The sequence below is a fragment of the Alcanivorax sp. genome, assembly GCF_002733835.1.
Taxonomy (GTDB): domain Bacteria; phylum Pseudomonadota; class Gammaproteobacteria; order Pseudomonadales; family Alcanivoracaceae; genus Alcanivorax.
Genome location: NZ_NVWY01000003.1, coordinates 110,937 through 134,024 on the forward strand (window position 1 = coordinate 110,937; position 23,088 = coordinate 134,024).

General features: G+C 59.1%; 23 protein-coding genes. 11 read left to right on the forward strand and 12 right to left on the reverse strand.

Features of this window, described 5'->3' with window-relative positions; all coding sequences use genetic code 11:
• Positions 1 to 50 precede the first annotated feature (50 nt).
• The 9 genes from COA55_RS02765 to COA55_RS02805 all read left to right on the forward strand — a co-directional run bounded on the left by COA55_RS02765 (position 51) and on the right by COA55_RS02805 (position 8,797).
• Positions 51 to 2,555: a heavy metal translocating P-type ATPase gene (locus COA55_RS02765; protein WP_290500525.1), complete on the forward strand. Its 2,505-nt coding sequence runs from the start codon at positions 51 to 53 to the stop codon at positions 2,553 to 2,555.
• Complete coding sequence (locus COA55_RS02770; protein ID WP_290500526.1) at positions 2,552 to 3,205, forward strand: class I SAM-dependent methyltransferase; 654 nt, start codon at positions 2,552 to 2,554, stop codon at positions 3,203 to 3,205. The genes COA55_RS02765 and COA55_RS02770 overlap by 4 nt, the downstream gene beginning before the upstream one ends.
• Positions 3,202 to 3,561: a cupredoxin domain-containing protein gene (locus COA55_RS02775; protein ID WP_290500527.1), complete on the forward strand. Its 360-nt coding sequence runs from the start codon at positions 3,202 to 3,204 to the stop codon at positions 3,559 to 3,561. Before COA55_RS02770 ends, COA55_RS02775 begins: the two co-directional genes overlap by 4 nt.
• A 74-nt stretch (positions 3,562 to 3,635) precedes the next feature.
• Complete coding sequence (locus COA55_RS02780) at positions 3,636 to 4,130, forward strand: DUF411 domain-containing protein (protein WP_290500528.1); 495 nt, start codon at positions 3,636 to 3,638, stop codon at positions 4,128 to 4,130.
• A 202-nt stretch (positions 4,131 to 4,332) separates the two neighbouring features.
• A complete protein-coding gene (locus COA55_RS02785; RefSeq protein ID WP_290500529.1) occupies positions 4,333 to 4,980 on the forward strand; it encodes a LysE family translocator in 648 nt (215 codons plus the stop codon).
• Between the two features lie 34 nt (positions 4,981 to 5,014).
• Positions 5,015 to 5,428, forward strand: a complete 414-nt coding sequence (locus tag COA55_RS02790; RefSeq protein ID WP_290500530.1) for a hypothetical protein — start codon at positions 5,015 to 5,017, stop codon at positions 5,426 to 5,428.
• A gap of 35 nt (positions 5,429 to 5,463) precedes the next feature.
• Positions 5,464 to 7,425 carry a copper resistance system multicopper oxidase gene (locus tag COA55_RS02795; RefSeq protein ID WP_290500531.1) on the forward strand — a complete coding sequence of 654 codons (1,962 nt, stop codon included), beginning with the start codon at positions 5,464 to 5,466 and terminating at the stop codon, positions 7,423 to 7,425.
• Positions 7,422 to 8,156: a copper resistance protein B gene (locus COA55_RS02800; protein ID WP_290500532.1), complete on the forward strand. Its 735-nt coding sequence runs from the start codon at positions 7,422 to 7,424 to the stop codon at positions 8,154 to 8,156. Before COA55_RS02795 ends, COA55_RS02800 begins: the two co-directional genes overlap by 4 nt.
• A gap of 71 nt (positions 8,157 to 8,227) precedes the next feature.
• A complete protein-coding gene (locus tag COA55_RS02805) occupies positions 8,228 to 8,797 on the forward strand; it encodes a cytochrome c (RefSeq protein ID WP_290500533.1) in 570 nt (189 codons plus the stop codon).
• Between the two features lie 79 nt (positions 8,798 to 8,876).
• Here the strand turns inward: COA55_RS02805 and can are convergent, their stop codons facing one another.
• Both can and moaA read right to left on the reverse strand, forming a co-directional pair.
• A complete protein-coding gene (can, locus tag COA55_RS02810) occupies positions 8,877 to 9,524 on the reverse strand; it encodes a carbonate dehydratase (RefSeq protein WP_290500534.1) in 648 nt (215 codons plus the stop codon).
• Positions 9,525 to 9,594: 70 nt separating this feature from the next.
• Entirely contained in the window at positions 9,595 to 10,608 is a 1,014-nt protein-coding gene (gene moaA / locus COA55_RS02815; RefSeq protein WP_290500535.1) for a GTP 3',8-cyclase MoaA, read from the reverse strand.
• A 204-nt stretch (positions 10,609 to 10,812) separates the two neighbouring features.
• Between moaA and COA55_RS02820 the strand changes: the two genes are divergently transcribed.
• Together COA55_RS02820 and murI are read left to right on the forward strand one after the other, a co-directional pair.
• On the forward strand, positions 10,813 to 11,301 hold the full coding sequence (locus tag COA55_RS02820) for a peptidylprolyl isomerase (RefSeq protein ID WP_290500536.1): 489 nt from the start codon (positions 10,813 to 10,815) through the stop codon (positions 11,299 to 11,301).
• 205 nt (positions 11,302 to 11,506) lie between these two features.
• Positions 11,507 to 12,298: a glutamate racemase gene (murI, locus tag COA55_RS02825; RefSeq protein ID WP_290500537.1), complete on the forward strand. Its 792-nt coding sequence runs from the start codon at positions 11,507 to 11,509 to the stop codon at positions 12,296 to 12,298.
• A gap of 16 nt (positions 12,299 to 12,314) precedes the next feature.
• Here the strand turns inward: murI and COA55_RS02830 are convergent, their stop codons facing one another.
• The 10 genes from COA55_RS02830 to COA55_RS02875 all read right to left on the reverse strand — a co-directional run bounded on the left by COA55_RS02830 (position 12,315) and on the right by COA55_RS02875 (position 23,069).
• A complete protein-coding gene (locus COA55_RS02830; RefSeq protein ID WP_290500538.1) occupies positions 12,315 to 13,496 on the reverse strand; it encodes a DUF1254 domain-containing protein in 1,182 nt (393 codons plus the stop codon).
• 62 nt (positions 13,497 to 13,558) lie between these two features.
• Entirely contained in the window at positions 13,559 to 15,142 is a 1,584-nt protein-coding gene (locus COA55_RS02835; protein WP_290500621.1) for a DUF1254 domain-containing protein, read from the reverse strand.
• A gap of 60 nt (positions 15,143 to 15,202) precedes the next feature.
• A complete protein-coding gene (locus COA55_RS02840) occupies positions 15,203 to 15,988 on the reverse strand; it encodes a hypothetical protein (RefSeq protein ID WP_290500539.1) in 786 nt (261 codons plus the stop codon).
• A 67-nt stretch (positions 15,989 to 16,055) separates the two neighbouring features.
• Positions 16,056 to 16,715 (reverse strand): class I SAM-dependent methyltransferase, encoded by a 660-nt coding sequence (locus COA55_RS02845; protein ID WP_290500540.1) that lies wholly within the window; start codon positions 16,713 to 16,715, stop codon positions 16,056 to 16,058.
• Positions 16,716 to 16,812: 97 nt separating this feature from the next.
• Complete coding sequence (locus COA55_RS02850) at positions 16,813 to 18,258, reverse strand: cobyric acid synthase (protein WP_290500623.1); 1,446 nt, start codon at positions 18,256 to 18,258, stop codon at positions 16,813 to 16,815.
• 133 nt (positions 18,259 to 18,391) lie between these two features.
• Positions 18,392 to 19,003, reverse strand: a complete 612-nt coding sequence (gene cobO / locus COA55_RS02855; protein WP_290500541.1) for a cob(I)yrinic acid a,c-diamide adenosyltransferase — start codon at positions 19,001 to 19,003, stop codon at positions 18,392 to 18,394.
• Positions 18,996 to 20,360, reverse strand: coding sequence for a cobyrinate a,c-diamide synthase (locus COA55_RS02860; protein ID WP_290500542.1), 1,365 nt, complete (start codon positions 20,358 to 20,360; stop codon positions 18,996 to 18,998). The genes cobO and COA55_RS02860 overlap by 8 nt, the downstream gene beginning before the upstream one ends.
• A 44-nt stretch (positions 20,361 to 20,404) precedes the next feature.
• A complete protein-coding gene (locus COA55_RS02865; protein WP_290500543.1) occupies positions 20,405 to 21,169 on the reverse strand; it encodes an ABC transporter ATP-binding protein in 765 nt (254 codons plus the stop codon).
• A 51-nt stretch (positions 21,170 to 21,220) separates the two neighbouring features.
• A complete protein-coding gene (locus COA55_RS02870) occupies positions 21,221 to 22,201 on the reverse strand; it encodes an iron ABC transporter permease (protein ID WP_082872342.1) in 981 nt (326 codons plus the stop codon).
• Entirely contained in the window at positions 22,188 to 23,069 is an 882-nt protein-coding gene (locus COA55_RS02875; protein WP_290500545.1) for a cobalamin-binding protein, read from the reverse strand. Before COA55_RS02875 ends, COA55_RS02870 begins: the two co-directional genes overlap by 14 nt.
• Between the last annotated feature and the right edge of the window lie 19 nt (positions 23,070 to 23,088).

A 23,088-nucleotide genomic window follows, 5' to 3' on the forward strand; every position in this document is an offset into this window, starting at 1 on the left:
ATACAAACTGACATCACCTTCTGGCATCACACCGCGTCACAGGAGCCACCATGCCAATGCCAACACGGACACAGACCCTGCCTGTCAGTGGCGCCACCTGCAAGGGATGCAGCCGCACCATCAACGCGGCACTGGAACAGATTACCGGTGTAGAAAGCGTGACCGTGGATCTGCATGCCCAGCAGGTCACCGTGACAGGAACCGCCTCCAGAAGCGCTCTTCTGGACGCACTGGTACAGGCGGGTTACGGCACCGACGACGATCAGCATGATCAGGACGCACACTGTCGCGATAAACCGGAAAAGGCCGCTGTTACCCCCGCCCAATCGGTGCGACTCAGCATCAGCGGCGCCACCTGCGCCTCCTGTGTGCGCACCATTGAAAATGCCCTGCGCAACACACCCGGTGTCGACAAGGCCGACATGAATTTTGCCGATCGCACCGTTCAGGTCAGCGGCACCGCCAGCACCGAGACGCTGATCAGCGCGGTAACCGATGCCGGTTATGGCGCCGAGCTGCTGGATAACAGCGCAGATCAGCAGGAACAGCAGGAGGCCCGCGAACAGGCCCACTACCACACCCTTCTTCGCCACATGGGGCTCGGGCTTGGCCTGGGTGTCCCGTTGATGGCCTGGGGCTTGCTGGGCGGCGACATGATGGTCCGCGCCGGGCAAACCAGTCAGTGGATCTGGCTGGCTATCGGCCTGCTTACTCTGGCGGTGCTGGCCACCGCCGGCCGCCACTTTTTTGTCGGCGCCTGGAAGGCATTTCGAAACCACAACGCCAACATGGACACCCTGATCGCACTGGGCACCGGTGCGGCCTGGCTCTATTCCATGGTGGTCGTCCTGTTGCCCGGCGCCCTGCCGGAAGCGGCCCGGCATGTGTATTTCGAAGCCAGCGCCATGATCATCGGCCTGATCAATCTCGGCCAGGCACTGGAAGTGCGCGCCCGCGGCAAAACCAGCGCTGCGGTGAAACGGCTGCTGGATCTGGGTGCCAAAACCGCGCGGGTGGTCCGCGATGGCGAAGAGCGGGACATCCCCGTGGAGCAAGTTCAGACCGGCGATATTCTCCGGGTTCGGCCCGGTGAAAAAATCGCCGTGGACGGCACGGTGAAAGAAGGCGAAAGCCGCATCGATGAATCCATGCTCACCGGCGAACCCATGCCCGTCAGTAAAAGTGAAGGCGACAACGTCAGCGCCGGCACACTCAATGAAGGTGGCTCCTTGCTCTACACCGCCACCGCCGTGGGCAAAGACACCGCCCTTTCACAAATCGTCACGCTGGTAAAAAAAGCCCAGGGTAGCAAGCCCCCGATCGGCCGCCTCGCCGATCAGGTATCGGCGGTGTTTGTCCCCACCATCATGCTGATCGCCATCGCCGCCGCGCTGGTGTGGTTCAATGTGGGCCCGGAACCGCGCCTGACACACATGCTGATCAGCGCCACCACCGTGCTAATCATCGCCTGCCCCTGTGCGCTGGGCCTGGCCACACCCATGTCCGTAATGGTGGGTGTCGGCAAGGCGGCAGAATACGGCATCCTGATTCGTCAGGGGGAAGCCCTGCAAACCAGCAGCCAGCTGGACACCATCGTTCTCGACAAGACCGGCACCATCACCGAAGGCAAACCTGCCGTCACCGATATCATCTGCGCAGAGGGGCAACAGGAAGATACCGTGCTCAAACTTGCGGCCAGCCTGGAAAGCGGTTCGGAACATCCGCTGGCCACAGCGATTCTCAACGAGAGCAAACAGCGAGAAGTATCGCTGGACGACGTCACTCAATTTCAGGCCCTGAACGGCAAGGGAGTCACTGCCACCCTCAATGGCAAGGCGTATCGACTGGGCAATCGGCGCTGGTTGGAGAATGAAGGGGTGAACATCAACCTCGACAGCACGCCCCTCACCGACAAGGGCGCCACGCCGCTGTTCTTGTCGGAGCATAAAACCCTGCTCGGCATCATCGGTGTCGCGGATCGTATTAAAGACGACTCCAAAGCCGCTATCACCCGGCTTAAGGAACAGGGACTAAAGGTCATCATGATTACCGGCGACATTGCCGCCAGCGCCAACGCCATTGCCGAACAAGCCGGCGTGGATGAGGTGATGGCGGAAGTGCTGCCGGAAGACAAGGCCAAAAAAGTGCAGGCCCTGCAGGGCGAAGGCCGCAACGTAGCCATGGTCGGCGATGGCATCAACGATGCCCCGGCCCTGGCCCAGGCGGATGTGGGCTTTGCCATTGGCACCGGCACCGACGTGGCCATCGAATCCGCAGCCATCACCCTGATGGGGGGCTCACTGCATGGCGTGGCCGATGCCATGGCGATCTCGTCAGCCACGGTACGCAATATCAAACAGAACCTGTTTGGCGCCTTTGTCTATAACAGCCTGGGCGTGCCCGTGGCGGCCGGCATACTCTACCCCCTCACCGGCAGCTTGCTCAGCCCGGTGATCGCCGGGGCCGCCATGTCGCTAAGCTCCGTCACCGTGGTCACCAACGCCAACCGGTTGCGGTTTTTCAAACCCAAACACACGAACGGGACGCCCCCATGACGCCGGAACAACTTGCCGCCCAACTACGCCACCCCAACGGCGAGGAAGGCAACACAGTCGCAGACAACATGGATGACCGTAACAGTCCGGTGATTCTCGCCGCCTATGCGGCATTGGCCCCCGCCGACGGGGACCGGATTCTGGAAATTGGTCCCGGTGGAGCCGGCCACCTTCCCGGCCTGCTGGCGCAGGCGGATAATCTGCACTACACCGGACTGGATGCTTCCCGCGACATGGTGCTGCGCGCCCGGGAACGTTACCTGGGCGAAACCCGCGCCGCCTTTATCCACGGCGCGCTCACCGACGCGCCCCTGGCGCCCGCCTCCATGGACCGCATCGTTGCGGTGAACGTGGTGTATTTCTGGCAACCGCTCGCACCGGCCCTGCACGCCTTGTTCCTGCTGCTGCGCCCCGGCGGCACCCTGGTGCTGGGCCTGCGTGATCACAACAGCATGGCCAGCCTGCCCGTATTCCAGCATGGCTTTTCCACCTACCACGGACCAGAGCTGCAGCACGCCCTGGAACAAGCCGGGTTTATCGACACCACGCTGGCCACCTTCGCGGAAGACAGCGTCAATGTACTCGGCGACACCATGCACAAGCAGTCCGTCATACTCACCGCCCACAAACCCCGGGAGGCGACACCATGAATATTCTCGTCAATCTGGCCGGCCTGATGTTGATGGCGCTGGTGGTCTGGTGGTTCTGGTTATCGCGGCGCAAAACCGCCGCACCGTCAGCCACCCACGAAGCCACCATTATTGTCGAAGACGGGGTCTATACTCCGGCATCGATTCGCGCCAACGCCGGCGAATCGCTAACCCTGCATTTCGAACGGCGCGATCCATCACCCTGCGCGGAGCAAGTAATATTTCAGGGGCTCGACACCAGTGAATTTCTGGAAACAGGCAAAACCACCACGCTGACACTGAATAATCTGCCGGCGGGAACGTACCGATTCACCTGCCAAATGCAGATGTACCAAGGCACACTGATAGTAGACTGACCGCAACACGCAACACGCAACACGCAACACGCAACACGCAACACGCAACACGCAAACAATGATGAGGACTTGCCGTGAAAAAAATACTGGTTGTTTTAACTACCCTGTTGATGGCTGCCTGTGGCGAAGAAGCGACGGCACCGGCAGAACCCCCCTCTGCCGGCCAACCGGCCGCACAGGTAGCAGCCACTGACAAGGTGCTGGAAGTGTATAAATCCCCCACCTGTGGCTGCTGCGGCGCCTGGGTGGAACACATGGAAGCTAACGGCTACGCGGTCAACGTGCATGAGCAACAGAACCTGCAATCCATCAAGGAAAAAGCCGGCATTCTGCCCGGCCAGGGCTCCTGCCATACCGCCTTTATCGACGGCTACGCCATTGAAGGGCACGTGCCTGCAGCCGATGTGGACCGCCTGCTGGAAGAACGCCCCGAAGGCAAAGGCCTCACCGTCCCCGGCATGCCGGTGGGCTCACCCGGCATGGAAATGGGCGACCGCAAAGACGCCTACGACGTGCTGTTGTTTGATGAAAACGGCACCGAGGTGTTCAGCCACCATCCGGGGAATTAAGGAACCTCTAGCTGCGAGCTACCAGCTTCGAGTCGCGGGAGGGTCTAGCTATAAAGCCTGGGCCCTGCCCGCGACCCAGAAGTGTTTAAGATCGTGCTGTTTTCACTCGTAGCTCAACGCTGGCAGCTCGAAGCTGCCCCCTCTCTTCAACCTGTCATGGCAACCCTCTAAAGTGTCTGCTTTGCGTGTAACGAGATCCTGAATGCTCCCTTTTTACGACTGGCTGTTGCTGGCCAGCATCTGTGCCCTGGGGGCCATGGCCCCCGGCATCAGCCTGGCGGTGGTGACCCGCCATACCCTACACGGAGGCCATCGGGCCGGCGCGATCGCAGGCGTGACCCACGCCCTGGGCATCGGCATCTGGGCGGCAGCCACCGTCACCGGCATGGCCATCCTGTTCCGTCGCTACCCGGTACTGGAGCAGCTTTTTTCCCTGGCCGGGGCCCTGTTCCTGTTATGGATGGCCTGGAAAAGCTGGCAGGCAGGCCGCGTGCCCCTGCCCCCCGCCGATTCAGGCGAGCGCAGCAACGTGCTTCATGGCGCCGCCCGGGATGGCTTTCTGGTGGCCTTCCTCAATCCCAAAGTCGCGCTGTTTTTTCTCGCTGTGTTCAGCCAGTTCCTGGAAGCAGACATGGCCCACGCTGCACGGGTCCAGATCGTACTCACCGCCATGTTCATCGATGGCGGCTGGTACATTCTGGTGGCCATCATGCTGGGGCGCAGCCGCTTGCTGCCCTGGTTACGTGAACACCACCATTGGGTGGAGCGCGCCACCGCCGTGCTACTGGTGATCATTTCTGCCAGCGTGGTCATCAACACCTTGACCCAGAACCGCTTGACCTTGGGGTAACCCCAGGGTCAATAATGCGAGTATGTCGAGTGTATTGAAAAGACAGAGCCGGGCGATTATCGCCACCTTACTCGCCGCCACCCTGATGGTGGTGAGCAGCTTGCTGTCTGCAAATACACTCACCATGGCCATGTCCACGGCTACCGACAGCCCCATGCCGCCCTCCTCCATGACACACTGTCACCACTCTGCCGACACGGCCAATGGTGACATGACCGCCGGCCACGACATGACGCAGATGCAGATGCAGATGCAGATGCAGATGAACGGCTGCGAAGACAGCGACAGCTGCCAGTGCATTACCCTGTGCCAGATCACCGCCGCCAGTGACGCTGCCTTTGTGGCGAATGCCTTTATCCCCTCGCCCCCCGGCACGGACTCCCTCATTACAACGATTCACGCCGGTATTCATCGCCTGCCGTTACGCCCACCGTCCCTGTCTGTTTGAGCTGATTTTTTTCTCAAACAAACAGGAGTATTCCAATGAAAACGCAATCGCAGATTTCCCTGCCACGACGTCGTTTCGTGCAGGGCCTGGCACTGGGTGCCGCCGGGCTGGGGCTCGGACTCAACGCCCGTCAACTACTGGCCAGCCAGGGCCACACCGGCGCCCCGATTCTCACCGGTGATACGTTTCACCTGACCCTGGGCGGCGTCGACGTCAATATCACCGGTAAAACCCGCCCGGCCACCACCATTAATGGCGGCATCCCCGGCCCCACCCTGCACTGGAATGAAGGTGACACCATCACCCTCAAGGTGACCAACCTGTTGCCTGAGACCAGCTCCATCCACTGGCACGGCATTCTTCTGCCCTTCCAGATGGACGGCGTACCCGGGCTCTCTTTCGATGGCATCGCCCCCGGTGAAACCTTCACCTATCGCTTCACCGTGAAACAAAGCGGCACTTACTGGTACCACAGCCATTCCGGCTTTCAGGAGCAAACCGGGATCTATGGCGCCATTGTCATTCATCCGCGCGCCCCTGACCCACACACAGCGGACCGTGACGAAGTGGTTTTACTCTCTGACTGGAGCGATGAAGACCCTGAGCATATTTACGCCACCCTGAAAAAGCTCAGCCATTACTACAATTTCAATGAACGCACCGTATTCGACACGCTGAGTGACTTCCGCAACAAAGGGGTAATCGAAACGCTCAAGGACCGGCACATGTGGAACACCATGCGCATGAGCCAGAGCGACCTGGCGGACGTGACCGGTTACACCTATACCTACCTGATGAATGGCCAGAGCCCCGCCAATAACTGGACCTGCCAATTCAAACCCGGCGAGCGCATCCGCCTGCGCTTTATCAACGCCAGCGCCATGACCTTCTTCGACATTCGCATTCCCGGCCTCGACATGACCGTGGTCGCCATGGACGGCCAACCGGTAAAACCGGTGGATTTCCATGAATGCCGGCTGGGCGTGGCCGAAACCCTGGATGTGATCGTGGCCCCGAAAGCCGATCAGGCCTACACCTTGTTCGCCCAGAGTATCGACCGCAGTGGCTTCGTACGCGGTACGCTAACACCGGATGCTGCCCTTTCCGCTGTGGTCCCTGAGATGGACGCGCCCCCGCCGCTGGGTCACACCGAAATGGGCATGGGCGCCATGGACCATCAATCGATGGACCATGGGAGCATGAATAAAAAGGCCATGGACAAGGACACCATGAACCATGACCACATGCAGCATCACGGCATGGGCCATGGCGATATGACTAAGGGGGGTATGGCGCACCACGGCACCGCCCATGCCGACCCCGTTCCTTTTGCCGTCGACAGCAACAACCCGGACCTGCCACCGCGTGACAGCGCCATCGAACATCCCGCCAGTGAATTCGGCCCCGGCGTCGACATGCGCGCCATGGCGCCCGGCGACATGCTTTCCGATCCCGGTATTGGCCTGCGTGACCGGCCCTGGAAAGTGCTCACCTATGCCCACATGGAAACCCTCGGCAGCACTCCCGACAACCCCATCGACAGTCTTCAACCGGACCGGGAAATCGTGCTGCACCTGACCGGCAACATGGACCGGTACATGTGGAGTTTTAACGGCATCAAGTTTGCCGATTCCGTGCCCCTGGAACTGTTCCACCACGAGCGTGTACGCATCACCCTGGTGAACGACACCATGATGACCCACCCCATCCACCTGCACGGCCTGTGGAGCGACCTGGAACTGGGGGACGGGAAACTGCTGCGCAAGCACACCATCACCGTCAAACCCGGCGAAAAACTCAGCTACCTGGTACGCGCCGATGCCCTTGGGCGCTGGGCCTATCACTGCCACCTGCTCTATCACATGGAAGCAGGCATGTTCCGGGAAGTGCGCGTGGTTGATGGCAGCACCAGCCCCGCCGCTGCGTCGACGCCTGACACTCAGGCACAAGGCATGCACGGCACACATAACCAAGATCATGGAGGGCACCGCTCATGAAAACATTGATGACGCTCCTGGCAGGCAGCCTCACACTGGCGGCCACCTCACCAGCCCTGGCCATGAGTAAAAACGAACCCCGTTTCACCCGTGTCATCGTCGATCAGCTGGAAGCCCGTGACAGCGATGAAGGCACCGTCATGGCCTGGGAAGCCAGCGCCTGGCATGGCGGCGACCTGAACAAGCTGTACTTCAGCACCGAAGGCGAGCGGTTAATGGATCCGGAGCACGACGACGAGGATGCCGGTACCGAGGGCGCAGAAACCCGCCTTGCCTGGAACCGGGCCTTTGCGCCCTTCTGGGACTGGCAGCTGGGTGTGCGGCGGGACTGGCAACCGGACGACCCCAACCGGGACTGGGCCAGCGTCGGTGTTCAGGGCGTCGCGCCCTACCTTTTCGAAGTGGACGCCAATTTGTTCGTGGGTGAAGACGGGCTCACCAATCTGCGAGTCGAGGCAGAGTACGAACTGCTGCTCACCCAAAAGCTGGTGCTGGTTCCGGAAATAGAGGCCAATTTTTACGGCAAGGAAGACAAGGAACTGGGCCTCGGTAACGGCCTCACGGATATCGAAGCCGGGCTACGCCTGCGCTACGAAATTCGCCGTGAAATCGCCCCCTACATCGGCGTCAATTGGGAAAAACAGTACGGCGACACGGCGGACATGACACGGGCTGTCGGCGGGAAAACGGAACAAGGCACCCTTGTTGCCGGCATCCGTTTCTGGTTCTGATCTTGCCACGGATGTGCCCGGCCGCCATGGCCGGCGCATCCTCCCACTTTTTCATTGTCAGGGAGAACACGATGAAAACCGTCATTAGCACGCTGCTGGTTATCGCGCTGCTTGCAGCCGCCATCATCGGCATGGTCATTGTTACAGGCAGCTACAACTTTGCGGCCGACGAACCGCACTGGAACGTGACCGAGAGAATCATCAGTAGCGCTCGCCACCGCGCTATTGACCTGCGTGCAGAACATATTCCGGTGCCCAACGACCTGGACGACCCGCAACGCATTCACCGCGGCGCAGAGCACTACCAGGCCATGTGCGTGGGCTGCCACCTGGCGCCGGGGATCGAGGAGAGCGAACTGCGTGAAGGCATGTATCCGCGACCGCCTGCACTGGCGGAACACGGCATTCATGACCCGAAAGGCGCGTACTGGGTCATCAAGCACGGCATCAAAATGAGCGGCATGCCCGCCTGGGGCAAAAGCCACGATGAACAAAGCCTGTGGGACATGGTGGCCTTACTCAGCGCCTTGCCTTCCCTGAGCGAAAGCGACTGGCAGGCACTGCTGGGCGACTCAGACAGGCCGCCAACCGGGCATGATCATGGAAGCAGCGGCCATGGTGGCGCCGGGCACCATCACTAACACCACCATTTACACCATCAAACACAGCACCACAAACAGCAATCATCCGCCTGGCCCTGACGAGGGCCAGGCGTAACCGCTAACCGGAACAATTATCGTATTCGTCCGTTTCCAGGCTGCGCAGCTCACCATTGTTTTGAATCTGGATATCCAGATCCCGCAGATGGCCATCACCGATACCGTAAATCCAGCCGTGAATGGTCAGTTCCTGATCACGGCGCCAGGCTTCCTGCACCACCGTGGTATTGGACACATTGATAACTTGTCGGGCCACATTCAGCTCGCACATCTTGTCCAGGCGCGCCTGGTCATCCGGCAGCTCGGCCAGGTTCTTGCGATTGCGCAGGTACAGTTCCCGCACTTGGCGAAGCCAGTTGTCGATCAAACCATGGGGCTCATCTTCCATGGAGGCTTTCACCCCGCCACAACCGTAATGGCCCACCACCATGATGTGCTTCACCTTCAAAACATCCACGGCGAATTGCAGTACCGACAGCAGATTCAGGTCGGTGTGGTTGACCAGGTTAGCCACATTGCGATGAACAAACAGCTCACCGGGCATCATGCCCACCACTTCATTAGCCGGCACCCGGGAATCGGCACAACCGATCCACAGATATTCCGGGTTCTGCTGTTCACCCAGCGCCTTGAAGAAGCCGGGGTGGCGCTCTTCGATTTCGTGGCGCCATTTTTCATTGTTGGAAAACAGTTCAGGTAGGGATTTCATGGTCTCTCGCTTCATTTACGCATTTATGCATTCACGCAGCTTGCAACTCACTTGCACGCTAACCACCGGTCTAACCACCGGTCATATTCATAAATCGGACCAATTGCTCACCCGGATCCAGGCTGAAATCGTGGCGCTCGGGCTTGATGGCCATGGCATCCACAATGGCTTCGCGAAGGGGGGTATCGTCATCCGGGTAGGCGCGCAGCACCGCGCGCAGATCCACGCTGTGCTCATGGCCCAGGCACAAAAGCATACGCCCCTCGGCGGTGATCCGCACCCGATTACACAAATGGCAAAAGTTTTGTGAGTGGGGGGAAATAAAGCCAATGCGGCTGCCACTGCCCGGCACCTGCCAATAACGCGCTGGCCCCCCGGTTTTTTCCACCAGCGGCACCAACGTAAGCCGTTCCGACAGCTGTTCGCGCAGTTCTGCCGAGGACACGAACGCCAATTCCCGGTCGTGTTCACTGATTGTCCCGAGGGGCATTTCCTCGATAAACGCGATATCCAGCCCCCGCTCCAGAGCAAAATCCACCAGCGCCGGCACTTCATCCTGGTTACGGCCGCGCATGATCACACTGTTGAGCTTGATCCGCTCAAAGCCGGCGGCCCGTGCCGCATCGATACCGGCAATCACCTGCTGCAGATCGCCGGTTCGGGTCAATGCACGGAAACGTGCCGGGTCCAGGGAATCCAGGCTGATATTGAGCCGCGTCACTCCGGCGGCTTTCAGCGTCTGCGCGTGACGGGGCAAGCCGGCGCCATTGGTGGTCATATTCAGTTCACACAGCCCACCAATGGCACCAATATCGCGCACCAACCGCGCCACATCCCGGCGCACCAGCGGCTCTCCACCGGTCAGGCGAATACGCTTTACCCCAAGCTGCACCAGCACCCGTGCCAACCTGCCCATCTCTTCCAGGGTCAGTACCTGAGCGCGGGGAACAAAGGTCATATCCTCCGCCATGCAGTACACACAGCGGAAATCACAGCGGTCCGTCACCGACAAGCGCACGTAATCAATCGTGCGCCCGAATCGGTCCTGCAGTACCGGCTTATCAGTGTAAACATCAGGCTTCATGCCGGTACTGTAGCAAATGCAGGGCCAACCCGGAGAATCGGCGCCCCCTTACGCCTGTCGGGCCAGCCCGGCTCCAGTTGGTCAGGCCCTTGCCGGTCTTGTTAGAATGGCCGCCGACCTGAATACAGGGCGCGGTCAGGACATGAAAAACGTCATGACCGCCACGCCTCTTATTCCGAATTCATCTACCCCTAAAGGGTTTCCATGCAAATTTCTGAAAATGCCGTAGTGTCCATCCACTACACCCTGACCAACAACGCCGGTGAAACCATCGATTCTTCCGTCGAGCGTGGCGAGCCCCTGGCGTACCTGCACGGCGCCGGCAACATCATTCCGGGCCTGGAAAACGCTCTGGTCGGCAAGGCCGCGGGCGACAAGCTGGACGTCACCGTGACTCCGGAAGAAGGCTACGGCGAGCGTCACGAGCAGCTGATTCAGCAAGTGCCGAAAACCGCGTTTGAAGGCAACGAAGACAACCTGCAACCGGGCATGCAGTTCCAGGCGCAGACCGAAGCCGGCCAGCGCATCTTCACCATCACTGCCGTTGAAGGCGATGAAGTGACCGTCGATGGCAACCACCCGCTGGCAGGTGAAACCCTGAACTTCGCCGTGGAAGTGACCGACGTACGCGAAGCGTCCGACGAAGAAAAAGAGCACGGCCACGTACATGGCCCGGAAGGTCACGATCACTGATCGCTGACAGCTCGCATAGAAGGCTCCTTCGGGAGCCTTTTTTGTGCCGCTCCGCGGCTGCAACAGGTTCCACTCAACCCCCCTCACGCCTGCGAGCATAAAGATGCCCTCGTCATGGAAAGGCTGACTTCGGCGTACCCTCTACCCTCCTATACCAGCCTTTCTTGGTATATCCTTGGGCCTTCGTTTCCATCCGAATAGTCGTATGACCCACCCCGGCCCCATTGGCATTTTTGATTCCGGCATCGGCGGCTTGTCTATCGCCCGCCGTATTCGTGAGCTGTTGCCCAACGAAAACCTGCTCTACGTGGCGGACTCCATCCACGCGCCCTACGGGGAAAAGTCCGAGCACTACATTCGGCAACGAGCGGACGCGGTTACCCAGTTTCTCATGGAAAACCAGGCAAAAGCCATCGTGGTCGCCTGTAATACCGCCACGGTCTCTGCTATCCGGCAGCTGCGGGCCGATTACACCTTGCCCATCATCGGCGTCGAGCCAGGTATCAAACCCGCCGCCCTGCAAAGTAAAAGTGGGGTTATTGGCGTACTGGCCACCAGCCAGACACTGAAGAGTGAATCGTTCAACAACCTGAGCCGGCTGTTCTCGGAAAACGTACGCGTGGAAATCCAGCCCTGCCCCGGACTGGTTGAACAGATCGAAGCGCTGGCGCTGGACAGCGAAGCGACCCAAACCCTGGTCGCCCGCTATGTACAGCCACTGATCCAGAAAGGGGCGGATCATATCGTCCTGGGCTGCACCCACTATGCGTTTCTGGCGCCGCTGATTCGCCGGGCAGCGGGTGCCCACGTGGAAGTAGTCAATACCGATATGGCAGTCGCCCGCGAAACCGTGCGGCGACTGCAGATGCACAATTTGCTATCCGATAGCCCACAAGCAGGCAGCGCCACGTTCTGGAGCAGCGCCGAACCGTCCCTGGCTCACCGGCAGCTCTCTGAACTCTGGGGCGAACGAGTCACCGTCCACCCCATGCGCTAGGGCGCCTCAAACAACGTCAGGAATCGACGGCAAGCACCTTGTTCTGGGTGGTGAAGTGCTTCCGGTATTCCACCATTTCCTCTACTGACACCGGCAGGTAGCAACGGAACAGGGCATTCCAGTTTTCCTTCACCTGGATGTTGTTTTTTACACCCTCTGCGCCATTGAAGTTGAGAGTGACAGAACCGTCGGCATTTTTCTTCGCCTTGTTACTGTTGGTATTGAAAGGCTCTGTCACCACCCAGCCTTTTTCATCGTAGATGGTGATCGACCAGTAACCCGAGTCCTCGTAACGCAAATTGGGCGGCATGAAGGTCACGCTGCTGGGCTCACCATTCTTTGCCGCTTCATCACCGGGCAGTACCACAAAGTAGTAGGCATGCTTGGCGGGAAGCCCCGCCCAACCGGCCAGATTGATCATCTGGTACTGTGGCGTCTTGATATCCTTGATGTCATCAATAAAGCCTTCCTCGATAACCCCTTCCGTGACCGCCCGGGTGATCAGCTCCCCGCGCAGCTTGTTGAAGGAATCCACATCGTATTTCACTTCCGAGACATACGGCTTCGCTGAACCGGCTTTTACCGTTACGGCATCCTGTCGCTGACGCATTTCCTCCATCCCCTTTTCGTCATAGCTACGCGGCTGGGTGCGCATGAAAAGGTAGACATGATCACCGTAGGACACATCACTCTTGTCCAGCGTCAGGGTATCCCCCGGATAGGCCACGCCAATGGTCACGGAGTTCTCATCCAGTACCTGAACCAACTGCAGAAGGTCATAGTCCGGGATCGTAATGGTCAGCCCATCAGAGATATCAAACACCCCATAGGAATAAATGGCGTCAAAGTTGGAGCGGATCACCGTCTGGTTGTCCAGATCAATCCCCTCGCGCTCATGGCGGAAGGTATTCGGGCCGCTCTGTATGGTTTCTGCTGCGAGGTATTTTGCCGTTTCAGCACGCACCACGTTGTCCATGGTGGCCACTTCACCTCCCTCGGATACGAAGGCCGGACTACTGGGTAACGCTATGCCATTCTTGCCCACTCCAGTATCCGTCTCTACTGCACCTTCAGTCTTTATTTCCCCCGAAGATGATGCCGCTTTCTCTCCAGCGGCTTCTTCTGTCTTGTCATTACAACCGCTCATCCATAACGCCAGCACAACCGCAGCCATGCTTGAGATCACTTTCTTTCCCATGGTGCTACTCCACAACTAGATAATGCCCGGCCAGCCATCAACTGGCCGGGCAGACAGGTATGTCAGTCTACCTTCACGAAATCGCCCGGCTTGTATTCACGATTAAAGAAGGCTTCCGTGGGGCCATACCAGCGAATGATGGCAAACCAGCCTTTACCAGGGACTGTCTTGAGCCAGTTCTTGCTATCAGCTGGTTTTTCAGGGCCGACGTGGAAAGTAATTGAGCCATCATCGTTGTACTCCAGGTCATTCATGGAGTTCAGCGACGGATAAACCTGGCCTTCTGCATCCACCCCCGATGCGGTTTCTGCATCATAGAGTGTCAGCGACCAGAACAGGTTTGCCGGAGCATCCGCAGGGAGATCAATGGTGTAGGTATTTTCCCCCATCAGGTAATTGCCCTCGCTATCCTTGTAGGCATTGCCATATTTCGCGCCCAGCCCCGGAATCGATGACATCATGCCGCTGCTCATGGAGTAGTGGTTGATGAACATATGGGCCTTGGCATCCACATCGGTATAACCGGTTTCCCGGTTGCGATACTCTTCATCCAGCAGGGTATGCCAGAAATCATCCTGGTGTGTCTTGGCGTGTGCTACCCACTGGCGATCGTCCCACCACAGGGCATCTTTTTCCTGGTCAAAGTTGGCGGCAATGTTCTTGGCCATTTTCCAGGCGGTCATCGCTGCCTTGTCCAGCAACTCGCGCTGCTCGGCAGAGGGCGAGAACGACTCGCCCTTGCTGATACCCAGCTCCGCCAACACCCCATGCATATAGGGATCGACCTGGTCCAGTTGCTCGCTCTGGATCAAGCGGTCCAGCATGTCAAAATAACTGGCATCATGGGCAAACAAGGCATTGGAGGGCACATCCGAGGCACGGGCAAAACTCATGGCCTTACGCTCGCCCTCCAGGGGATAGATGCTGATACCCTCAACGGCATCAACGCCGGGTTGCAGGTCATCCACGGATGAGAAAAAGCCCCGCAGGAAAATGAAGACGCCGTTGGTCTTGCTGGTATAAACAAAGTACTTGTCGCGATCGATTTTCCCGTCGTAGTCCTCAGGCACAATCAGGTATTTTCCGCCTTTCCCCTTGTCCGGGCCGGGAATGCCGATATCGCCCAGAAACTGCCTGTCACCCATTGTTGGCCCCTCCAGCGGACGGTGCCAGAAATCATCCATCAACCCCTGCAACTTGGGGGGCGCATCAATAACAAGCGGCCCTGTCTTGCTCAGGTCTGCAAATGTCAGGCCATAAATCACATCGGAATTGGGCGTGGTAATCACGGTATTGGGTTTGAGGCGCTTTTCAAACACGCTCATCACGTTGTAACCCTCACCAAACCTTTTCCCCAACCCTTCTTTCATGGCGAACATGTTCACCGCCGGCAACGCCCACAGATAGGCTTGTACCGCTCGCTGGAAAAACAGTTCGTCATTCAGGGTGCTGGCCGCCTCGTCGGAGGGGTAGCCACCATTGAAAGGCACTTCCGCCAGCATGGAATAATGATCAGGCTGGGCTTCCTGCTGCGACTCCTCCACCACCGGTGCCGGCTGGGGAGGCGCCTCAGCTGTTGTGTTATGGCTACAAGCCGCCAGGCTGGCCACAACACCAGCGCTGAATAACAAGGCCAGATTCTTCATCACATCCTCTCTTTCGTTGTGCTTGACTGTGTACCAGGCAGATAACGCCCGGGCTTTTCCCTAAAGAAACTGCATGTTGAAACCGAGAAACACCTGCCACTCGGGTTGATTGGGGCCGTCATCCGCCACCGAAAACTGGGGCTCCACGAACAGGTTATAGACGGTCTTCCCTTTCTTGATAACCTTGCCCGCCCCAACCCCCAGGGGCACGCTGTAATTGTCGTTTTCGAAGTTGTACACCCAGATCGGCGCGGAACGCAGATAGTTACCCTTGCCAAGCTGGTAGATGGCAAAAGGCTGGAAGGCCCCCATATTCACGTCAGCACGATCATCATCGCCAGCGAAACTCTCTTGCCAGGTCAGCAGATAGCCATACTGGAATTTCGGCGAACTGGCATTGAACAGCACATTGGCAAACCCGGCCGACCATTTTTCACTGGCCACTTCTTCCTTACCGGTCGGGGCGGTGATCTGCGGCCCGATACCAAAACTCACTGCCGGGTTACCGGTATCAATCAAATAGGCAGCAAATGCATTGAGGTCACCGATGCCGGTTTCCTTTTCTCCCCGGGGAGGCGTGGGGAGGGTGCTGATAGGCAGTGACGCCCGCATGATCCAGTTGGTTTCCCCCACCGAAAACGGCTTGGCAAAGCGAAACCAGGCCTGGTTGGCGCTTTCATCCGATTCGGTCAGTTCGCCGATGTAGTAGTCCTGGATATTAAAGGCCGTCATGTTGGCCAGCGGGTTATTGGCCTGGGCCGCCGCATTGCCTGCTTCCTGGGCGGAAGCCACACCGGCAAGCCCCAGCACCATAGCCGCGCCCAGCACACCCGTTTTTCTCATCATGTCCCTTCTCCTTTGGTCCGGGCAGGACTGTCTCTCGCCTGCCCATGCATGGTTTCACTATCAACGTTTACGTGGGCAGACGCCCCGAAAACAACGCCGCACAACCTTCAACACGCACCTGAACCTCATCCAGCCGCGACTCCAGCGCCTCACACAGGGCCGCCGCACTGTCGTTGCGGTTGGAGAAAATCCCCTTGGCGTTATACAGCGACATCAGCCCTTTGGCCGGCAAAGAGCGGGGCACACGCCCCTGTAACAGAGTGGCACCAAACACCCGTGCTCCCGGATTCAATAGCGGCAAAAGATGATCCAGCGCCACGGCTTTTCCAGGCAAGCTGCCAGGCAGACAATGGAACAACAGGTTCATGGCCAGGGAATCAAACCTCGGGCCGTCAAAATCAATGGGAGCCAGTACATTGCGTTGCAGGATCTGCGGCTGATAACGCGCTATACGTTGCGCACAGCAGGACAGACTATGTGGGTTCAGATCCATCAACACCACCCGCGGCGAGGGCACAGGAAAGCGGACCTTATCCAGAAAATATCCGGTACCAACACCCACATCCAGATGATTAGCGCTAATGTTTTCCTGATAATGGACAAGAAGGGAGCGGGATGGGCATTTCCATACCCAGCGACAGGAAAGGCCGAGAACAGCCTGGTCATAAAGCTTCAGGGAAAATGGCGTGTAGGCAGACTGCCCTGCATGCACCGCGTCCTTGTGCATCAATATCTCCAGAGGTGAAGTAAGCGAGCACCCGATCCTTGAGCTTTGATTGTTTTAGCACAACCACCAGCAAGGGGAAACGCCAGATTTCACACGCCTATTTATTTGGCGGCTTATTCATCGCTGCAAGCAATCCCGCCATGTCTGCATGCGCATCCAGCATGGCGCACAACCGGTTGAGGTCTCGCTGTCGGTGGCCGTCATAGTCCACAGCCTCGTGGCTATACAGCCCGGCCCACTGCAAAATCGCTTTGGCAGCGCCAGCATTGTCGAACAGACCATGCAAATAACACCCCATCACCTGATCATCCTTACTGATCGCGCCGTCTTCATGGTCACCCAGTTGCAGCATGGGCCGTGACAGGGCCGCTCCCTGACTAACGCCATTATGAATTTCATAGCCGTGGATAGAGGTGTTCGCAGGTAGAAAAATTCCATCAACGCTACGCAACTGCTTGCCAGCAACCAGACGTGTACTCATGTCCAGCCAGCCCAGCCCCACGCTGCTGCCCGCATCACTTTCCAGCCCATCCGGATCATCAATCTGTTGGCCCAGCATCTGAAAACCACCGCAAATGCCCAGCACCTTGCCGCCGTAACGCAGGTGCTTTTCGATCTGCTTGTCCCAACCTTGTTCAAGCAGGAAGGCCAGGTCCGCACGGGTGGCCTTGCTGCCGGGGAGGATCACCAGATCCGCCGCCGGCCAGGGCTCGCCCATTTTCACAAAACGCAGGTTGACCTGCGGATGCAGGCGCAGAGGATCAAAATCATTGTGGTTGCTCATGCGCGGCAACAGCGGCACCACCACATTGAGTGCATCACTTTCGTGTTCGCCCTGCTCATCCACCGCATCTTCCGCATCCAGGGTCAGGCCATGGAGATAGGGCAGCACGCCAAACACGGGTTTACCGGTGCGATCTTCAAGCCAGTCCAGTCCGCCTTGCAGCAAGGAAAGGTCGCCACGGAAACGGTTGATGACAAACCCCAGGGTGCGTTTCTGTTCGCTCTCGGAAAGCAAATCCAGCGTACCGGTGAGATGGGCAAAGACACCGCCGCGATCGATATCGGCAACCAGAATCACCGGGCAATCCACCATCTCGGCAAAGCCCATGTTGGCAATATCATTTTCGCGTAGATTGATCTCAGCCGGACTCCCTGCCCCTTCCACAATAATCACGTCGTAGCGTGCCGATAAATCTTTCCAGGCCGCCAGCACCGCTTCACTGGCCGTCTTTTTATAAGCGTGATAATCCAGCGCCTGCATATTGCCCAGCACCTTGCCACGAATAATGACCTGCGCGCCCATGTCTGTCTGGGGCTTGAGCAACACCGGGTTCATGTCGCTATGCGGTTCAACACCACAGGCCAACGCCTGCAAAGCAGTAGAGCGACCAATCTCCCCGCCGTCCACTGTCACCGCACTGTTCAATGCCATGTTCTGCGGCTTGAATGGCGCGACTGAATATCCTCGCTTCGCAAACCACCGACACAACGCCGCCACCACCGTGCTCTTCCCCGCATCGGAGGTACAGCCCTGGACCATCAATGTCAGTGGACAGTTGATAGTGGACAGTTGACAGTTAAAACCCGCTTCACTCCCCGCCTTCAACACATCACCCTCAGCACCTTCCCATTTTTTTGCCTTTCGCTGTCAACTGCCAACTATCAACTGTCAACTAAAGTTCCACGCCCTTCTGCGCCCGCACCCCCAGATCCTTGAACGCATGCTTCACCACTTTCATTTCTGTCACCGTGTCAGCCAGTTCGATCAGTTCTTGCGGCGCGTAACGGCCGGTGACGATGGCGTGTTGCATGGCGGGGCGGCTTTGCAGGTCATCGAGGACGGTATCCAGGTCCAGGTAGTCGTAGCGCAGGGCAATGTTCAGTTCATCCAGCAACACCATGTGGTAGCTGTCGTCCTGCAACATCTTTCTGGCGATCTCCCAGGCCGCCCGGGCCGCGGCCACATCGCGATCGCGATCCTGGGTGTCCCAGGTATAGCCTTCACCCATGACGTGGTAATCCACATTGGGCAGGTCGCGAAAAAAGGCTTCTTCACCGGTGCTGAACGCACCTTTGATAAACTGCACCACGCCCACTTTCATGCCATGCCCCAACGCCCGAGCCACCATCCCGAAGCCAGAGCTACTCTTGCCTTTTCCCGGTCCGGTCAGGACCAGCAGGATGCCCTGATCCTTGTCGGCATTGGCGATACGATCGCGCATGATTTCCTGTTTTTTGGCCATGCGCCAGGCATGGCGCTCCGGGGTTTTCGCATCGTCACGCATGGTCTTCTCCTGTGCGGGAAAGGGGATCCTGATCTGAAAAAATCACTTCAGCGCGAAAGTGGCCGTTAAAGATATCCGCCACCACTTGCGGGGCCGACGGAAAATAACCGTGGAAGAAACTCGCCACCAGGCCCTGATCCTGATAGACCGGCTCGCCTTGCGTACCGGTTTGCTTCTGGCTGAAAGCCGCCGGCGTTAACGGTGTGGTCAGACAGCCGTGGTGAAAAGTATGCCCACGCAGTTCACCCTGGGGGGTTGCCAGCGCCTGCATACCCAGCCCCTGCAATTTTTTCGTCAGCGCCGCCTCACCCGGCAACAGCCCGAAACCGGCATGGCGTTTTTCATCACCATCGATCAGGGTTGCCATGCAACTCATCAAGCCGCCACACTCCGCCAGAACCGGTTTGCCAGCCGCGTGGTGGTCGCGAATGGCGTCGCCCATGGCGGTATTCATGGCCAAGGCTTCTCCGTGTAGTTCCGGGTAACCGCCCGGCAGCCATAGCGCATCCACCTGGGGCAACGCGGCATCCTGCAATGGGGAAAAGAACGTCAGGGTTGCCCCCATCTGACGTAACGCATCCAGATTCGCCGGATAGATAAAGGCGAAGGCCGCATCACGGGCAATGCCGATACGGCATCCGTCCAGCAGGGGCGGCAACGGCTCAGGCGCTGTTGCGGAAAAACGCACCGGCTGCGGCAACCGGTCCAGCCCTGCCCCCTGCAATACGGCTGCCGCCTCATCCAGACGCGCATCCAGATCCGCCAGCTCACTGGCCTGCACCAATCCCAAATGACGCTCGGGCAAGGTCATGGCCGGATGCCGGGGCACCGAGCCCAGCAAAGTCACGTCCTCAGGCATACCTTCCTGCAACAAATCGCCATGACGTTGGCTGGCCACCCGGTTGGCAATCACTTCGTTGACCACCAGATCATCGCGATAACGGGCCAGCCCCAACGCAACGGCACCGAACGTTTGCGCCATGCCCCAGGCGTCGATCACCGGCAAGGCGGGGATACCCGCCAACACCGCCAGATCCGCACTGGATGGCGTGCCGTCGAATAGCCCCATGGCACCCTCGACCAGAATCAGATCGGCCTCTTGCGCAGCCTGCGCCAGCCGCCAGCGGCATTCATCCTCCCCGGTCATCCACGGTTGCAACTGGTACACCGGCGCGCCACTGGCCTGCTCCAGAATCATCGGATCCAGATAGTCCGGGCCGAACTTGAACACGCGAACCCGGCGCCCCGCATTGCGGTGCAGCCTTGCCAGCGCGGCGGTAATCAGGGATTTACCCTGCCCGGAACCCGGTGCGCTAATCAGCGCCGCGGGCACCGTGGCATTTAATAAGGTTGCCATCGTAGGACTCATTTACGTTTGATTTTCCAGCTACGCTGGCTGCGCTAGCCCGGGACAAACACCGGCGCACCATTGACTTGCGCCACCACCATCTTCTGATCGTAAAGACGTTCCAGCGCCTCCGGCACCAGCATGGTGTGCGCCGGGCCGAAGCACAGCTCGCCGTCCGGATAGAGCAGTAGCAGGTGATCACACCAGCGGGCGGCCAGGTTCAGATCGTGCAGGCACATAAACACCGCCGCACCGTTATCCGCCTGTTGATTCAACAATTCCATAACGGCTACCTGATGATGCAAGTCCAGATGGTTGGTGGGCTCATCCGCCAGCCAGATCGTTGGTTGCTGGGTCAGCGCCGTGGCAATGGACACCCGCTGCCGCTCGCCGCCGGACAAGGTACTCACCAGGCGATCCTTGAGCAGGTTTAGCGACAACGCAGACAAGGCCTCTTGAGCGAAACGAATATCCTCGGCGCTCTCGCGTTGCCAGGCAGACAAAAAAGGGTGGCGACCAATCAGCACGGTCTCCATAACCGTGGCAGGGAAGCTGTCCTGGCGCTCCTGGAACACCACCGCCACCTGCCGGGCAATCTGGCGCCGCGACAGATTTTCCAAGGGCTCCCCGTTAAGACTTACCCGGCCACGTCGGGGTGGCCGCAACCCCGCCAGGGTATGCAGCAATGACGTTTTGCCCGCCCCGTTCGGCCCCAATACGCCCCAACGCTGGCCGGATTTCACCTGCAAACCAAGAGGCTCACCATCCGCACGGCCCGGGATATCGACAATCAGATTTTCAATGTCCAGCACCGCCATGGCGCTCTCCGTTTGGTGACACAGGTTCCGGGCAATGCCTTTGCCAATCCATCAGCGGTTTCGATGCAGCAAAAACAGGAAAGTGGGCACCCCCAACAGGGCAGTAATCACCCCCACCGGCAACTGTTCCGGCGCCATCACCGTGCGCGCCAGGGTATCGGCCACGGTCAGCAAGGTACCGCCGGCCAGCACACTGGCGGGCAGGATGATGCGCTGATCATTGCCCAGCAACAGCCGCAGCATATGCGGCACAATCAAGCCGACAAAGCCCACACTGCCCGCCGTGGTCACCGCTACTGCGGTCAGCAGGCTGGCGAGGATATACACCAGCCACTCCAGCGGCTTTACCGCAATGCCCAGCGCCGCCGCCTGTAACGGCCCCCGCGCCAGCACATTAAGACTGCGCCCCAGCGGCAGCGTGAGCAGCACCGCCGGAATCAATACCAGCCAGGCCCCATAGGGCGCACGGGCATAACTCAAATCACCCATCAGCCAATACAGCATGCCCGGCAGCCGATCCGCCGGACTCATGGTCAACATGAACGTAATCACCGCGCCCCAGCCGGCTGCCACCACCACGCCGGTCAGCAACAGGCGCGTGGGAGTCCAGCCGCCACCACCTTGCGCCAGCCCAAATACCAGCAAGGTGGACAACAGGGCGCCGGCAAACGCTGAACCGGACACCAGCGCCAGCCCACCAGCAACCAGCATGGCCCCCAGCGCACCAACGGCCGCACCACCGGAAATACCCAACACATAGGGATCCGCCAGCGGATTGCGCAACAGTACCTGCATCAGGGCACCGGCCAACGCCAACAACCCCCCGGTAGAAAAGGCTGCCAACGCACGGGGCATCCGCAGCGACACAATCAGCTCCCGGTACAGTTCACTGCCGCCGCCGGTGGCTACCGCCCACAGGTCCTGCAGCGAAATCGACACACTGCCCACCGCCACCGACAGCAATAACGCCAACAGCCCAAGACTGGCCAGCCCCAACAGGGCGGGAATTGCCCGCTGCTTACTGACGGGCACGGGCAGAGTCCAGATGCCGACACAAAGTACGGGCACCGGTCAGCATTTGCGGCGTGGGCCGCTGCAATGTGGAGGGCGCGACAAAAAACAGATTGTCGTTTTTCACCGCTTGCAAGGTGGCAAATTGCCGCCAGGGATCCAGCCAACCGGGATTATCTTCGCCCATGCCACCCGCAACGATGGCCTGTGGGTTTTTCTCCAGCACCGACTCCTTGCTGATACGCGGCGCCAGCGTGGGCAGATCGGCAAACACGTTTACGCCGCCACATATCTGAATCGCTTCACTGATCAGATGCTCACGATTCACCGTCATCAATGGCTCTTCCCACACCTGGTAGAACACACTGATTTTTGACGCATCGGCGTAACGTTCACGCAGGGCATCAATGCCGGCACGGAACGCATCCGCCGCGCCCTGCCCAACCTGTTCCGTCCCCGCCAGCCGGGCAAACCGCTCCAGCGTGGTACCCACATCCGCAAACCGGCGCGGTTCGCTGTAATACACCGGTAGACCCAGGGCCTGCAGACGCTCCACCTGGGGCAACGGATTGCCACTGTGCCAGGCCACAATCAGGTCCGGCTTCAGCGCCAACACCGCCTCCAGATCCAGGCGCTTGTAGCTGCCTACCCGCGGTAACTTTTTCGCCGCTGGCGGGTAATCACTAAAACTCACCGCCCCGACCATTTGTCCGCCCGCGCCCGCCGCAAACAGCAATTCGGTGGCACCGGGGGACAAAGCCACGATGCGGCTGGCCGGTTTTTTCAGACAGAGCTCGCGCTGGGTATCGTCGGTGACACACACCGCCGCCATTGCCGTATGAAACAGGGCCAGCATCGGCAACAACACCCCCCAGCGTAATACTCGCATCCACTCACTCCATCTGATG